The 14586-nt window shown below is 58.9% G+C and carries 18 protein-coding genes and 1 pseudogene; 7 read left to right on the top strand and 12 right to left on the bottom strand.

Translation table 11 applies throughout. The features are described 5' to 3' along the window. Nucleotides 1-3: 3 nt before the first annotated feature. Complete coding sequence (locus AC1DNI_RS15680) at nt 4-309, top strand: DUF1244 domain-containing protein (RefSeq protein ID WP_477692510.1); 306 nt, start codon at nt 4-6, stop codon at nt 307-309. A gap of 132 nt (nt 310-441) precedes the next feature. Then, nucleotides 442-711, top strand: coding sequence for a DUF2312 domain-containing protein (locus AC1DNI_RS15685; protein ID WP_370645559.1), 270 nt, complete (start codon nt 442-444; stop codon nt 709-711). 95 nt (nt 712-806) lie between these two features. Here AC1DNI_RS15685 and AC1DNI_RS15690 read toward each other — a convergent pair whose 3' ends face one another. Continuing rightward, the gene (locus tag AC1DNI_RS15690) at nt 807-1643 is read right to left on the bottom strand and encodes an oxidoreductase (RefSeq protein WP_477692511.1); all 837 of its coding nucleotides are present in this window, start codon (nt 1641-1643) and stop codon (nt 807-809) included. A gap of 101 nt (nt 1644-1744) precedes the next feature. On the opposite strand from AC1DNI_RS15690, the gene AC1DNI_RS15695 reads away from it, so the two are divergent. After that, complete coding sequence (locus AC1DNI_RS15695) at nt 1745-2650, top strand: LysR family transcriptional regulator (RefSeq protein ID WP_477692512.1); 906 nt, start codon at nt 1745-1747, stop codon at nt 2648-2650. Here AC1DNI_RS15695 and AC1DNI_RS15700 read toward each other — a convergent pair. Further along, nucleotides 2640-3329 carry a YoaK family protein gene (locus AC1DNI_RS15700; protein ID WP_477692513.1) on the bottom strand — a complete coding sequence of 230 codons (690 nt, stop codon included), beginning with the start codon at nt 3327-3329 and terminating at the stop codon, nt 2640-2642. The genes AC1DNI_RS15695 and AC1DNI_RS15700 overlap by 11 nt on opposite strands. 90 nt (nt 3330-3419) lie before the next feature. Then, nucleotides 3420-4067 (bottom strand): hypothetical protein, encoded by a 648-nt coding sequence (locus tag AC1DNI_RS15705; protein ID WP_477692514.1) that lies wholly within the window; start codon nt 4065-4067, stop codon nt 3420-3422. 181 nt (nt 4068-4248) lie between these two features. Between AC1DNI_RS15705 and AC1DNI_RS15710 the strand changes: the two genes are divergently transcribed. Next, the gene (locus tag AC1DNI_RS15710; RefSeq protein ID WP_477692515.1) at nt 4249-4674 is read left to right on the top strand and encodes a DUF2721 domain-containing protein; all 426 of its coding nucleotides are present in this window, start codon (nt 4249-4251) and stop codon (nt 4672-4674) included. Between the two features lie 8 nt (nt 4675-4682). On the opposite strand, the gene AC1DNI_RS15715 is transcribed toward AC1DNI_RS15710, so the two are convergent. After that, nucleotides 4683-5183, bottom strand: coding sequence for an ion channel (locus AC1DNI_RS15715; protein ID WP_091948646.1), 501 nt, complete (start codon nt 5181-5183; stop codon nt 4683-4685). 186 nt (nt 5184-5369) lie between these two features. On the opposite strand from AC1DNI_RS15715, the gene AC1DNI_RS15720 reads away from it, so the two are divergent. After that, a complete protein-coding gene (locus AC1DNI_RS15720) occupies nt 5370-5843 on the top strand; it encodes a DUF992 domain-containing protein (protein ID WP_477692516.1) in 474 nt (157 codons plus the stop codon). Between the two features lie 73 nt (nt 5844-5916). Here the strand turns inward: AC1DNI_RS15720 and AC1DNI_RS15725 are convergent, their stop codons facing one another. From AC1DNI_RS15725 to AC1DNI_RS15745, 5 genes are all read right to left on the bottom strand, one after another. Beyond that, nucleotides 5917-6222: a hypothetical protein gene (locus tag AC1DNI_RS15725; protein WP_027231201.1), complete on the bottom strand. Its 306-nt coding sequence runs from the start codon at nt 6220-6222 to the stop codon at nt 5917-5919. 136 nt (nt 6223-6358) lie between these two features. Continuing rightward, nucleotides 6359-7249, bottom strand: a complete 891-nt coding sequence (locus AC1DNI_RS15730; protein WP_477692517.1) for a fatty acid desaturase family protein — start codon at nt 7247-7249, stop codon at nt 6359-6361. Nucleotides 7250-7363: 114 nt separating this feature from the next. Next, on the bottom strand, nt 7364-7912 hold the full coding sequence (locus AC1DNI_RS15735; RefSeq protein ID WP_477692518.1) for a phosphatase domain-containing protein: 549 nt from the start codon (nt 7910-7912) through the stop codon (nt 7364-7366). Nucleotides 7913-7947: 35 nt separating this feature from the next. Continuing rightward, on the bottom strand, nt 7948-9372 hold the full coding sequence (locus AC1DNI_RS15740) for a sensor histidine kinase (protein WP_477692519.1): 1425 nt from the start codon (nt 9370-9372) through the stop codon (nt 7948-7950). After that, nucleotides 9359-10036, bottom strand: a complete 678-nt coding sequence (locus AC1DNI_RS15745; protein WP_477692520.1) for a response regulator — start codon at nt 10034-10036, stop codon at nt 9359-9361. The genes AC1DNI_RS15740 and AC1DNI_RS15745 overlap by 14 nt, the downstream gene beginning before the upstream one ends. Before the next feature lie 286 nt (nt 10037-10322). On the opposite strand from AC1DNI_RS15745, the gene AC1DNI_RS15750 reads away from it, so the two are divergent. Further along, the gene (locus AC1DNI_RS15750) at nt 10323-10586 is read left to right on the top strand and encodes a hypothetical protein (protein WP_477692521.1); all 264 of its coding nucleotides are present in this window, start codon (nt 10323-10325) and stop codon (nt 10584-10586) included. Nucleotides 10587-10609: 23 nt separating this feature from the next. Next, nucleotides 10610-11404, top strand: coding sequence for a COG4705 family protein (locus AC1DNI_RS15755; RefSeq protein ID WP_477692522.1), 795 nt, complete (start codon nt 10610-10612; stop codon nt 11402-11404). A gap of 112 nt (nt 11405-11516) precedes the next feature. On the opposite strand, the pseudogene ftsZ reads toward AC1DNI_RS15755, so the two are convergent. The 3 genes and pseudogenes from ftsZ to AC1DNI_RS15770 all read right to left on the bottom strand — a co-directional run. After that, nucleotides 11517-12545 (bottom strand): annotated as a pseudogene (gene ftsZ, locus AC1DNI_RS15760) (cell division protein FtsZ); the annotation flags it as partial. 165 nt (nt 12546-12710) lie between these two features. Beyond that, on the bottom strand, nt 12711-13124 hold the full coding sequence (locus AC1DNI_RS15765; RefSeq protein WP_477692523.1) for a DoxX family protein: 414 nt from the start codon (nt 13122-13124) through the stop codon (nt 12711-12713). Between the two features lie 84 nt (nt 13125-13208). After that, complete coding sequence (locus tag AC1DNI_RS15770; RefSeq protein ID WP_477692524.1) at nt 13209-14498, bottom strand: PQQ-dependent sugar dehydrogenase; 1290 nt, start codon at nt 14496-14498, stop codon at nt 13209-13211. Nucleotides 14499-14586: the final 88 nt, after the last annotated feature.

The raw sequence follows: 14586 nt of genomic DNA on the forward strand, positions 1-14586 counted from the left end.
ATCATGACCAAGCTTACGAACGAGCAACAGACGGCTTTCGAAGCCGCCGCCTTCCGCAAGTTGGTCGAGCACCTGCGCGAACGCAGTGACGTGCAGAATATCGACTTGATGAACCTTGCCGGCTTCTGCCGCAACTGCCTGTCGAATTGGTACAGGGAGGCCGCCGAGGGCGACGGCGTTTCGATGTCGAAAGAAGAATCGCGCGAGATCATTTATGGCGAGCCCTATGCGCAGTGGCAAGCCAGGAACCAGCGTGAAGCGAGCGAGGCACAAAAGGCTGCCTTCGAGACGAACAAACCATCGCATTGAGCCAAGCCCCGGCGGGCCTTCCTCCAATTCAGATGCATCCAAGCGTACTCTTAACTTGACTCGTGATGGGCTGGTCGGGCATCGGAACCCTTCGCGCGGCCAACCGAGTCGCACAGGATTTAGGAGCGGAGTATGAGCATGGATGATCTGGCAGCGCAGGGTGGTGTCGAAGGCGTAGCAGCAGCGGAACTGCGGCAGTTCATCGAGCGCATCGAACGGCTCGAAGAAGAAAAGACGACCCTTCAGGACGACATCAAGGAAGTTATGGCCGAGGCCAAGGGTCGCGGCTACGACACCAAGATCATCCGCACGATCGTGCGGCTTCGCAAGAAGGATGCCAATGAGCGCAAGGAAGAAGAGGCCATCCTCGAACTCTACATGAACGCGCTCGGCATGGAATAACGCACGAACAGGATAATCCGCAGGAGGTTATCGACGGCTCCTGCGGATTGTAGTTGTTTCAGGCCGGCCAAGCCGTTCCGATGTGGCGCTGCGCTCTAGGCCGGCAAATCGAAATCGGTCGAGACTGATACTTCGCGCCAGTTGGCGATGAGTTCCGCATCGGATGTGTGCTTGGCCGAGATCGCAGCCAAGGTGTCGCTGCCGAGCGGCAGGCGAACCGGCGGATTTTCTGCATCGACGAATGCAACCACCACCTCCGCGAGCTTGTCGGGATTGCCGGGCTGGTTGTGACTGATGTCCCTGGCCTTGTTGCGGACAGCTCCAGCGGTCAGCGCGTAGTCGTCGATCTCGATCGGGCTGACACTCAGCGAAGTAGAATCGAGAAAATCGGTACGGAAATATCCCGGCTCGATCGCCGTAACGTGGATGCCGAGCGGGCTCAGTTCTTCGGCAAGAGCCTCGGTCAGGCCTTCCACGGCGAATTTCGTCGAACAATAGACGCCGAAGCCCGCGCCGCTGCGATAGCCTCCGACCGAAGAGAAGTTGAGGATGCGTCCCGATCTCTGGCGGCGCATATGCGGAAGCACCGCGCGGGTCACGGCCAACAGTCCGAAGACGTTGGTGCGATAAAGCGCCTCAACCTCTGCGCTGCTTGCCTCTTCTACCGCGCCAAGCAGGCCGTAGCCCGCATTGTTGACGAGCACATCGATGCGCCCGAAGCGGGCGATTGCTTCTTTGACGGCCTGATGAGCCTGTGTCTCGTCGGTAACGTCGAGGGCAACGGCGAGAAGGTTGGATCGCTCGCCGAAGCGGTCGGTGATCCCCTTGGGATTGCGTGCCGAAGCAACGACTCGGTCACCCTTGGCAAGGGCCTTTTCAACGATGAGAGCACCAAAACCACGCGATGCCCCGGTAACGAACCATGTATGCATTTGAACCTCCTGTTGTTCTAAGCGGTGGGAGATTTCTAGCGTGAATTGGCTGTTGAGATAATCCACTGGATTCTCTTTGCGTTGATGAGTAAAATTCAACAATGCGAAGAGTATCCTCCTCCGACCTTGCGCCATTTCTGGTCCTGGCGCGACATCGCAGTTTCCGTCGCGCCGCTGACGAGATGGGCTGCACCACATCGGCCTTAAGTCATGCGTTGAAAGCGCTGGAGGAGAGGTTGGACCTTCGGCTCTTCAACCGTACGACGCGCAGCGTCGCCTTGACCGAAGCCGGGGAGCGTCTGCTTGCACGGGTGGCGCCGGCGTTTCGCGATATCGACGATGCACTGGATGACCTCAATGAGCTGCGCGGCGCACCGATCGGACGGCTGCGCTTCAATACGGCGCATGTCTCGGCAAAGATGGTGCTTCTCCCCGTTGTCGCCCGTTTCCTGGAGGCTCACCCGAAGATCAGCGTCGAAATCGCCGTCGCCAACGATCTGGTGGACATGGTGTCGGAGGGGTTCGACGCCGGGATTCGTTTCGGCGAGGTGATCGCGCAGGACATGATTGCGGTGCCGATCGGTCCGCGCCAGCGCACGGCCATCGTGGCGTCCCCAGCGTTCTTCGATGCCCATGCCAAGCCGACGACGCCGGAACATTTGCATAGCCTTCCCTGCGTTGGATTGCGCTTCGGCAGCGGCCGCCTTTATGCGTGGGAATTCGAGCGTGGCGGGGTCGAGTTAAGCGTCGAGGTCGATGGACCGCTCATCGTCGATGATCAGGACATAATGATCGAGGCTGCGCTTCTCGGCGTCGGCGTCGCCTATACCTTCGAGAGCCAGGCGATCGCGCACATCGAAGCGGGGAGGCTCGTGCGGGTGCTCGAGGACTGGTGTCCCTACTATGGCGGCCTTTATCTTTACTACCCGAGCCGGAGGCAGATGCCCGCCGCGCTTCGCGCGTTCGTTGACTTCGTCAAGGCGTCGGGTACCGCGCTCAGCGCTTGAGATATTTTGCACTTAGCAGAAAGAGGGGAACCGACGCCGCCCAGAAAACGGCGCCTTCCACGGCCCTGTATGAGGCTACGCCGACAATACCACCGAGCAGGAACGAGGCGATCGTTGCCGAATGCAGTTTCAGCCGTTGAATGGTCGCATTGCGGGCATCGGGGCTGTGGGATCGCCACAGCGTCGCAAGCCCAACACCAATATCCGTTGCTACACCCGAGACATGCGTTGTTCGCACCCGCCCCGTGGAAATGCGGGTTGAAGCAGCATTCTGAATGCCCATGGTGAAGCTGAGCATTCCAACGATCAATGTTCCCCTTGTGGGACCGGACCCGTGAATATCGAGGGCGCCGACAATGAGGAGCAGGCAAGCTTCCGCGAGGAGTGTAAGCGCGTAAACCTTCTGCCAGTTATTGTGTTTGCCGAGTTGGATAAAGAGGGAAGCGGCAAACGCTCCAAGGATAAAGAGCACAACGATGGAGGCGAAGGCCGCCGCGATGACAACTTGTCCGAGCGATATATGGTCGGAGATCAGCGAAACGTTGCCTGTCATGTTCGCGGAGAAATAGCCGAAGGCAAAATAGCCCGCGCTGTTCACCGCTCCAGCCACAAACGACAATATAGCTGCGAGGGTGAGGTCAATTCGAGATGTGCGATGGTCGCCCTCTTTGATCAGCATGGCCCCACCCGTTGGAGATTTATAATTGTTGGCCAAGTCAATCTTGAGTCTCATTACCAATCAAGGGCCCATTGACCGGACCTTGCCGATCTAGGGCAGAACATTGATCGCCCGGGCGGCGACGATGACGAGCGTCAACAGTGAAATTGTGCTCTCCACCATCATGAGCGACTTGGCGCGGCGCGTGAGCGGCAGGACATCGGTGGGGCTGAATGCAGTTGCCGTATTGAACCCAAGAAACAGGTAATCGAGGAACAATGGCCGCCAGTCGGGCGGTGCGAGTTCAGGCGCCGTCGCCTGCGGAAACAACCAGTCGGGCTTGGTGCTTGCACTGCCCACCCGGGCGCCTGGCCCGCCGCGATCGATTTGCCAGTACAGCAGGGAAAACGTCAAAACATTCGTTACCCAGATCGCGAGGGACGAAGAGAGCAGCGAGACCGCTCGTGTCTCTGGTGGATGAATTGTGATGATCCCAATCATATCGGCAAGTTCCGCCGCCGTGTTGGCGGCGTAGACCGCTGCAAGCAGCATGATTGCAATGCGTTCCGCTTTCACCCAAAACGCGTTGCCCGTCAGCGTGACGGCAGCCATCGGGACAAGCACCACGAGGACGACGACGTAGGAAACCCAAACCGGCATCACGTGCACATGATGGGGAAGAATTGCGAGAAGGCCAAGCACGGCCAGAATGGCCAGCGCGGGAATCCATCGTGGTTCATCACGACCGTTTGTCGACATTGCCCGCCCGCCCCCCATCGGCTCAGCAATCGTCCCTGCAGCGTAGTCTTGATATCCGGACGCCACAAGGGCGCGCCCTTCGTAGGGTTCAACCCCACCCCCGAAGCAGTTTGCCGAACGTGTCGATCAGTGGCATCTTCGACGCGACAAGATCCGTTCTGCAACAAAGGCAGCCCGAGAAATGCCCGTAGACGTCGACCAACTTTCAGCCATGATCTCTCATGCCGTTGCTCCAGTATTCCTCCTGGCTGCCATCGCGGCGCTGGTATCCATTCTGATCAACCGTATGGCGGGCGTGACCGACCGCATCAGAAGTCTCAATCAGATCGCTGACGACGATACGAGCCGCAAGTGGCTCAAAGCGGATATAGCGCGGCTGAAGCGGCGCGAAGCCCTCTTGAATCAGGCCCTGCAATTGGCCGTCATCGGCGCAATTGGCATTGCCATCCTCTTGCTGGTCGGATTCGTGGTGGCATTCCTCGGCTATCGCCACGAGCCGGGCGCCGGCGCCCTTTTCGTCATATCGCTATGCTTGCTGGTCGGTTGCCTTGTCCGTTTCCTGCAGGATGTGCGTATCTCGCTGAGCGAACACGATCACCACCTCTGACTGTCAGGTCAGGCATCAGGGTCTGCCTGATCGGAAGCCCGTTCCTTCGGTCCCTTGATCCGTGCCCGATCGAGCTTGCCGAATTCAGTCATGATGCTGACGAGAACGCTGCTCGTCCAACCGAATGTGAACAAGCCGGAAATGGCTATGATCGGGCCGAGCAGGCGCCAGCGTTCCGGCAGGGTGATATTGCCCTGGCCGAGTGTCGTATAGCTTTCAAGGACGAAATAGTAGCTGTCACGCATGGAGGGGATAAACCCTCTCGCATAAATCGGAGCGGCCCAAATGAGGGTCTCGGTGAAATGCAGCGCCGAGAGCGAGGCAATCGTCGCGGCGAGTAGAAGGTTGATGCGCCAGTGCGACGTGCCACTGTCTACATGAACCCAGGCCCGGTTAAAGCGCAAGTTGATTGCCCGAATTCCGGCGCCGTGGACAAAGATGACAATAATTAGAATAACTGTGCCGACAGCAATCTCGAGAACCGGCTCAGGCGTGGAAAGGTCATTCATCGTGTCACCCATGTCTCGCGTAACCAGAGGGCCTGCAGCCGGAAGAAACTATCGCAGTGCAGGACAAACTAGCACGGGTGCCAGAATATCCACTGCTGTAACAGTTACGTACTTCCCACGAATGGCTGTTGCGAAGATCTTTTGGCGGTCGCCCAGGGGACTTTCAATAGTGGCGAAGGAGATACAATGATGACTTTCCTCAAAAAGGCATGCTTTGGCTGTATCGTTGCGCTTATTCCATTCGGCGCAAATGCGGAGTCTACCCAGATCGGAACACTGTCCTGCGACGTATCCAAGGGCATAGGGATGTTCGTCGTCGAAAAACAGAAGCTGACCTGTACGTTCAAACAGGACAAGGGCGGCAGTGCCGACAATTACACCGGGTCCATTGACGAATTTGGCGTGGCGCTTGGTGAAGTCGCGGCAGGACACCTCATTTGGGGTGTCGTCGCAGCCACCAGCGGTCTTCCCGCGGGAGCGCTTGCGGGCTCATATAGCGGCGTCGGCGCGAACGCCTCGGTCGGCCCCGGTGCTGGCGCCAATATTCTCGCCGGCGGAACCGGCCGGGCCTTTTCCCTGCAACCGATATCTGTTGAAGGGCAGGAGGGCATCAACTTTGCCGGCGGGGTGACGACCGTCACGCTGACGCCGGCGCAGTAAGATTACTGCACAAGGAAGCGGTCAGTTGCGTCTTTGCCCTAAGAGTATCGACGCAACTGCGCCATCTGGCCGTTCAGAGCTGATCGTTATAGGGCCGCTTGGTCTCGCCAACCATTCTGGCGAGATGTGAGAACGACCATGGCGTATCGGCGCCTGAATTGTTTGCCAGCTGCAAAAGGCGGATGGGGAAACACACGGCGTCGCGATTGGCTGGGGATAGGTGCTCGACCGCCCTGTCGTCGCCTACGGCGACGGCTTCGGCCCTCCGTAGGGCTGTGTCGATTTCGACTGCGGTCAACAACCCCTTGGCAACGAGGGCCCGGTTGACCGCTGCGATGGCTAGGCAAAGTCCTTCCAGTTGAAGATTGGCCGTGTTCATCTTCATTCCTTTCCTGGCGCAACGGATGATGGCCCTACCATAGTAGCGCGGAATCCAGTCGGGCGTAACATGGGATCGCCAATCCCCGATCCTCCGGAAAAATTGGCGCTTGCCTCGACCGGACAGGTTGGGATCTCTAACGAAGTCCTTCGATATATTTGGCGTGGAACCGCGCATATCCGGTCTCTGTCTCCTTCAGGTGTTCCTCGATCAGCGCATGGAACTCAGGCAGCCGGTGGAAGGGAACTCCCGGATAGGAGTGATGCTCGGCGTGGTAGGGCATGTTCCAGGCGAGCTTGCGCACGAACCATGTCGTCGTCGTGGTCCGGCTGTTCTCGAGCATATTGGCGACGAAGGCGCAGCGCCCATGTTCGGCGAGGAGATACAGCCGCAGGAATGGTTGCCCTATGATTGCCGGGATAATCCAGGCGAAGAGCAGCACCGATGATTGGAACCATAGCGAGAAGCCTGCGAGGGCGATATAGGCAAGGATCATGATCTGTGCCTCGCGTTTCACCTTGTCTTGTCCCTTGGGCGGGACATAGGGATCATCGCAGCGACCCGAGGCGTTTCGCAAAAGAGTCTTTACATGGCTCAACCAGACAGGGAGTCCAGAAAGGTGGACGATGTATTCGCGCAACGTTTCCGGCTTTGGCGTTGCAAGCTCGGGATCGTTATCGGGATCTTGCGTAAAGCGGTGATGGGCGAAGTGAAAATAGCGGAACCAGTCGGCCGGAAGCACGATCATGAAACCGCATATGCACGCGACGACATCGTTCAGCCGCTGCGTCTTGAAGGGCGTGCGATGCACGGCCTCGTGCAGGAGCGTGAACAGGAAAACGATAAGGATCCCTTGCGGGAGCATGAGCAAAGGCCAGAAGGGTACGCGAGCGGCAATCAACAACCCCAACAGGCCAATCGCGCCCCAATGCACGCCAAGCTGCACGAGGCCTGCTGCATCCGACTTGGCAGTCAGGCGATCGCGCTGCTCCTGGGTCAGCGAGGCAATGATGGTGCGGTGGTCCATGACAACCCTGTCCATTGACATTAACGCGTTCATGTTACGCACGTACAGGGGAGTCTAACGCCCGTATTTCGGCATTGTCATGTCGCATTCGCATAAGACATGAGCGGCTCATTGTTAAGAGTTCGGAAAGCCCAACCAAGGTTCGAGCGTCTCGAACGTGCGGTCCATGGCGAAAGCCGGATTGACGGATAGCGAGATATGTCCATATTCGATCGACATCTGCGCCTCCGCCTGTGCTTCAGTCCCGTGGGCAATTGCAGCAACGTAGAGTGCGGCGGCGAGACCGCTGCGGTCAGCGCCGCCTTCACAATGAATGAGGATCGGCTTTTGCGCCTTCTTCAACATTGACAGGAGCGCCTCGGCTTCCTCCTGCGACAACTGCTTGCGCGATGACATCGGGAAATTCAGGTGGTTGATCCCGAGCCGGGCCGATTCGGCCACCTCCTTGTCGTACCAGCCCTGGCCATCATGCTCGCCGCGCAAATTGACGATGGTCTTGATGCCGTAAGTTGCGTGATATGACACAAGCTGTGCCGGGTTGAGTTGCGCTGAACGGTAGAGTTCGCCGGGAATGGTCGTGTGGAAATTACCGTCGAGGCGCACGACGCCGTAGTAACCCGCGGCGGCGGCTGCGACAATGACGACCGCGGCGATGGTCGTCATGAGATGTTTCGCTGTGTTGCGTAGCAGGATGGAAGTCACGATTGAAAGCCCTTCGGGTCGATCGCGTAACGGGCCGACTGACGAGCCGGGTCCGTAACGGACGTGAGGAGAGGAAACTCGATTGCGATGCGCAAGCCAGGGCGATTATCGAGCAGTTCGATTCTGGCGTGATGGAGATCGCCAATGGCCTTTACAAGGCTGAGCCCCAGACCGGTTCCGGGCGTCGTCCGGCTCTTGTCGAGACGATAAAGTCGCTGAAACACCCGCTCCCTTTCGCTCTCCGGTATTCCCGGTCCGTTATCCGCGATTTCAACCTTCACGCCGCTGCCGGTTTGACCAACGCCGATTTCAATTGCCGTGCCTCGCGGACAATGCCGGATCGCGTTTTCGACAGTGTTGGCCAGGAGTTGGACCAGCAGTTCCTCGTCGCCGTCAACCAGCACGGGCTGATGGCTTTTGCCGCGCAAGGCGAGTTCCTGGCCGTTATCGGCCGCAACCTCGGAGTAGATTTCGGCGATCGTTTCAACACAACGCTGGAGATCGAGGGGCCGAAAGCGCGCGCGGCGCGCGCCCGCCTCAATCTGGGCGATGCGCAAAAGCGCGTCAAACGTTGCGTTGATCTGGTTGCTTTCTTCCTTGGCCTGAACGAGCTCCGCATTACCATCGCCGCCTGACGCGGTCTTGTCGATTGCCTGGTCTATGGTGAGCGACAAACGATGCAGCGGGGTCTTGAGGTCATGCGCAATGTCGGAACTCACCTGTCGCATTCCTTCGACAAGGGCGGCAAGGCGGCCGAGCGCATCGTTCACTTGAGCCGATACCACATCGACATCGTCGCCATTGCCGACGAGGGGTATTCTGGCTTCGAGTTTGCCGGAACCAATATCGCGCATCGTCGTGGCGATGGACTCAAGCCGCCGCTGCACGCGGTAGGCCAACAACGCGCCGCCCGCAACGGCGAGAGCCAGAACGGCGATCGTTGCCCAGCCAAAACTGCTGCGCACGATCTCCTGATATTCGCGGCTTTCTTCAAAACTGCGTCCCACGACCAGGGGTTGTTCGTCAACAGCGCTGGAATAGACCCGGTAGTCCATACCGGATGCGAGGCCTAAAGCCGTTCCGTCGACCGTTGACCAGCCGGAGGGAACGTCCGCCTTGGCAATGTTTCCCGACAGGCGCTGCCCCTCGCTGGATCGCAGCAGATAGACAGCATCATGGCCGGACGTAGAGTTGGCGTGACTGGCGACAGCCTCGACGAGATCCGTGACGTCATGGTCGCCATAGGCATCTGCGAGTACGGAATAGGTGTCCTGGATCGTGGCGTCCAGCCGGGCGGCGAGTTCGCTCTTGAGCAACTGATAGGTCACGAACCCCGCCACCAGAAAAGAACTGATGAACAGCGCCGCCACTATGAGGGCGAGCCGGAATGGAGTGCTCTTCAGAAGGTTAACGCGGCGCATGCAGGCTGTAGCCGGTGTTGCGGATTGTGTGAAGCAGCGGATAGGAAAAAGGCTTGTCGATCTTGGTGCGCAGCCGGCTGATATGTGTCTCGACGACGCTGGTCTTCGGGTCGAAATGGAAATCCCAGACGCGTTCGAGCAGCATGGTCCGGGTCAGGATGCGGCCTTCATTGCGCGCAAGTACTTCCAGAAGCCGGTATTCCCGTGGCTGGAGGTCGATCACCTTGCCCGCGCGCTTGACCACCCGTCGCAGGAGGTCAAGTTCGAGATCATCCACGGCGATGACATTCCGCTCGGCTTGAAACGGCGGCCGGCGAGCGAGTGCATTGACACGCGCGGCAAGCTCGGAAAAGGCAAAGGGCTTGACGAGATAGTCGTCGCCGCCTGCTTCGAGCCCCTCCACGCGATCGTCAAGGCCGCCAACGGAGGTGAGAAAAATCACAGGCGTCTTCACGCCGGCGGCGCGCAGTGCCTTTACCAGCGAGAGGCCATCGAGCCCGGGGATCATTCTGTCGATGACAAGGACGTCGTAGCCTTCTCCCGTCGCGTGTGCGAGCGCCGTTCGCCCATCCGAGATCACCTCGGCAACATGCCCGGATTCGGTAAAGCCCCTGACGATGAATTCGAATGTTTGCCTGTCATCTTCGATGATCAAAATGCGCATGCTGGTTTTCCGTTTCGCACCAACGCAAGTATAGATCATCGGCAATGGATGTCATTGTCCGCATTTCCGATGGCGCCGCGAACACCATTAAGCTGGAAAGTTCACGCGGGTCTTGCCGGGCCCTTACGCTTTTGTAAAAAAGCGAAAAGCCGCGGTCCGTCTTTCGAGCTGATTTTCTTACGAATTTGTATGTTGGGGGCAAAGCGCGCGTATTGCCAGCTGGCTAGGAGTGAAGGCGAGGGAGGATCAAATGCCTCCTTCATGTTCTCACCCGAAAGGACCAGCCATGAACAAACGCCTTCCACTCTCGCTCGTCGCCGCATTTTTCGTTGCCGGACTTGCCATATCGCCGGGCCATGCCCAGGCGCCGGTCCCGTGCGAGGACATGCTCAAGGACGTTCGCGCTAAAATGACGACTGCAAAACTCAGCGATGCCGACAAGGCAAAGGTGCAGGCCCTTGAAGCCAAGGGCGTCGAGCGCTGCAACGCTGACGACGACAAGCGGGCTGATGAATTCTTCACGCAGGCCCTCAAGGTCCTCGGCAATTAGAAATGGCGTGAGGAGTGATTGCTATGACAAATCTCACCAGCACCAAGGGGAAGCAGAATTTCAACCGGGTTCCTGAGGTCACAATCGATTTCTGGCTGATCAAGCTCATGGCCGTCACAATGGGCGAGACGGCTGCCGATTACCTCGCCGTCAACCTTGGTCTCGGATTGATGGCGACATCGCTGATAATGACCGCTGTTCTCGCTGTCGTCCTCATCCTCCAGTTCATGCAGAAGCGATATGTTCCGTGGGCGTACTGGACCGCGGTCGTGCTCATCAGCATCGTCGGAACGTTGATCACGGATAATCTCGTCGATAACTTCAAGGTCCCGCTGGAAGTGACCACCATCGTCTTTACTGTGGCGCTGATCGCAACTTTTGCGATCTGGTACGGGACCGAACGCACGCTTTCCATCCATTCGATCTTTACGACGCGGCGCGAGACATTCTACTGGTTTGCCATACTGTTCACCTTTGCCCTCGGAACGGCCGCAGGCGATCTCGTCGCAGAGAAATTCGAACTCGGGTTCGTGACGACCGGCGTCATATTCGGGGCGATCATCGCTCTGGTCGCCGTCAGCTACTATTTCCTTAACCTGGACGCCATCCTGTCCTTCTGGCTCGCCTATATCTTTACCCGGCCGCTCGGTGCGTCATTGGGCGATTTTCTGTCCCAGCCCGTCGAATATGGAGGCTTGGGCTTCGGCACCATTGTGACGAGCATCCTGTTCCTAACCTGCATAGTCGCGATCGTTATCTATATGAGTGTGGTTTACCAGCGCGACTACGGCCTCGATGAAGCGGAGCGTCGAACGTAGGGTGCGACGAAAGTCAGCATAAATATGAGCCGCTCGCGTCGCATTCGCATACGACATCAGCAGCTCATGATTTGAGATCGGGTTGGTTGCTTCAGCCTTGGCGACGCAGGAACGGCATGACCGAGGGACTTGCCTCATGCATCGCCGCCGCTGCGGTTTCGACCGCCGCTGCATCGTCCTGGTCGATGCCGGTCGCGACGACCGAAACGCGGAATACGCCTTCGAGCGCGTCGTCAAACGTTGCGCCGAGAATGATGTTGGCTTCGTCATCGACTTCCTCGCGGATGCGCGAGGCGGCGACATCGACTTCGAAGAGGGTCATGTCGCGGCCGCCCGAGATCGACACGAGGACGCCCTTCGCACCCTTCATCGAGGCTACGTCGAGCAGCGGATTGGCGATGGCAGCTTCCGCGGCGGTCTTTGCCCGTTCCTCGCCCGTTGCTTCGCCGGTGCCCATCATGGCGCGGCCCATATCGCGCATCACGGAACGCACGTCGGCGAAATCAAGATTGATGAGGCCTTCGCGCACCATCAGGTCAGTGATGCAGGCGACGCCCGAATAAAGCACGCGGTCGGCCATGGCGAAAGCGTCAGCAAACGTGGTCGAGGCGTTCGCCACGCGGAAAAGGTTCTGGTTCGGGATGACGATGACCGTGTCGGCGCTGGCGCGAAGCTCCTTCATCCCCTCTTCCGCCATCCGCATGCGCCGTGTGCCCTCGAAGGTGAAGGGCTTGGTTACGACCGCGACCGTCAGGATGCCGGCAGCACGGGCGGCCCTGGCGATGACCGGCGCCGCACCGGTACCCGTACCGCCGCCCATGCCGGCGGTCACGAAGCACATATGGGTGCCGGAAAGGTAGTCCATGATTTCGTCGATGCATTCCTCGGCAGCGGCGCGGCCGATCTCCGGGGCGGAGCCGGCGCCCAGTCCTTGCGTAACATGCGCACCGAGCTGGATCAGGCGCTCGGCCTTGGACATTGTCAGGGCTTGCGCGTCGGTATTGGCGACGATGAAGTCCGTTCCCTCGAGCTTTTCGCGGATCATGTTGTTGACCGCGTTACCACCACCTCCACCGACACCGAACACGGTGATGTTGGGTTTCATCTCGGAAATTTCCGGCTTTCTGAGGTTGATGGACATCCTGGTTCCTTCGTGTGCTGATCTGCCCGCCGCACATTCAATTGCGGCTTTGAATTCCGGCAGGGCGGCGAATCAAAAATCATGCTCCGGAACATGTGCAAAGAATCAGACACGGCGATTCGGCGCAACCCCGATGCACGTCTTATCGGGGTCGCGCCGCGCGCTTCAGCGCGAAAACGGCAGGATTGCGCGCAAGCGCGGATCACGCAGGTAAAGCCCGCCCCAAAGAAGGAGGCCGAGATAGACCCCTAAGAGCAGGTGGCTGAACAGCGGGTTGCCGACCCGAATCTGCGTCGCAATTGCGCCGCCCATGTAGCCGGTGAGCAGGATCGCGCCGAGAACGGAGGTTTGCGGAACAGCGTAGAGGATCGTGCAAACCAGGCCGAGGATGCCGAGGCCGCGGGCAAAGCCAACACTTGTCGGAAGCCCGAGTTCGGCGCAGGTCTGGATGACGACATCGAGCGGAATGAGCTTGATGCCACTGTCGAAGAGCATGAAGAGGATGATCAGACCGCTCATGACGCGGCCGGCCCAAACGGCCGTGTTCGATACAGGAGCGGCTTCAACAATCGTTTGCATGTGGTTATCGCCTCGCAGGTTGGTGTTCCCGCCAAGGACGTTCGCCGACGCAAGCCTCCGACAGCGCTGCAAAAATTTGTGCGGCTATTTCGCGGCTGGAGTAATTCGCCAGATCGTATTGCCGACATCATCTGCGACAAGCAGGGCACCCGCCTTGTCGACCGCAACGCCCACGGGCCTCCCCATCGCCTTGTCCTCTGCATTGATGAAGCCGGTCAGCACATCCTTCGGCGGTCCCTGAGGCTTTCCGTCCTTGAACGGCACGAAGATCACCTTGTAGCCGCTGCGCGGCTTGCGGTTCCACGAGCCGTGCTGGCCAACGAAGGCACCGTTCCTGTACTCGGGTCCGAGCAACGACGCGGTGTAGAAAGTCAGGCCCAGCGATGCCGTATGGGCGCCAAGCGCATAATCCGGCTTGATCGCCTTGCTCACAAGATCAGGATTTTGCGGCTTTACGCGGGTATCGACATGCTGGCCGAAATAACTGTAGGGCCAGCCATAGAACGCGCCATCCTTGACCGAGGTCATGTAGTCCGGCACGAGATCATTGCCGAGTTCGTCGCGTTCATTGACGACGACCCACAGCCTGCCGTCATCGGGATTCCACGAAAGGCCGTTGGGATTGCGCAGTCCGGACGCAAAGAGCCGGCTCTGCCTGCTGGCGAGATCGATTTCGAACACCGCCGCCCGATTTTGCTCTGCCGGGATGCCGTTCTCGCCGACATTGCTGTTCGAGCCGACGGTGGCATAGAGCTTCTTGCCGTCGGGGCTCGCAATAACATCCTTGGTCCAATGATGGTTGATCGGCCCGCCTGGCAGATCGACGATCTTTTCCGGTTCGGCCTTGATCGCGGTTTCACCGTCCTTGTAAGGAAAAGCGACGATCGCATCGGTGTTGGCAATGTAGAGCTTGCCGCCCGAAAGCGTCATGCCGAAGGGCGAATTCAAGCCTTCGAGGAAAGTCTCCCTGGTATCGGCCACACCGTCGTGGTTGGTATCGCGCAACAGGATGATACGGTTCGGTGTTTCAACGCCCGCTCCGGCCCGCTTCATGAAAAAGCCCATGATCCACTTCTTGATGCTGAACCCTTCATCATGGGCCGGAGGCGCGTTGGTCTCGGCAACGAGTACATCGCCATTCGGAAGAACGTGAAGCCAGCGTGGATGGTCGAGGCCGCTGGCAAAAGCGCCGACCTTCAACCCCGAAGCGGCCTGGGGCGCCGTCCCTTGCGGCCAGGGATCGGTCTTTGCAACATTGATCGTCGGAACGAGTGCAGTATCGGGTTCCGGTAATACGGGATCAGGCCCATAGCCCACGGCGTAATTTGCGCTCGTCTGGGCAAGCGCTCCAGCGCTCGCGACCATCGCCGCCATAAAAATTCCAGAGAGTAGTTGCCGTGATTGCTTCATGTTCTTTCCCTGCCAGAAGAGCGCTGCCGCGCGAGCGAACCTAGCACAGTAA

The sequence above is a fragment of the Phyllobacterium sp. 01N428 genome, from assembly GCF_056399405.1.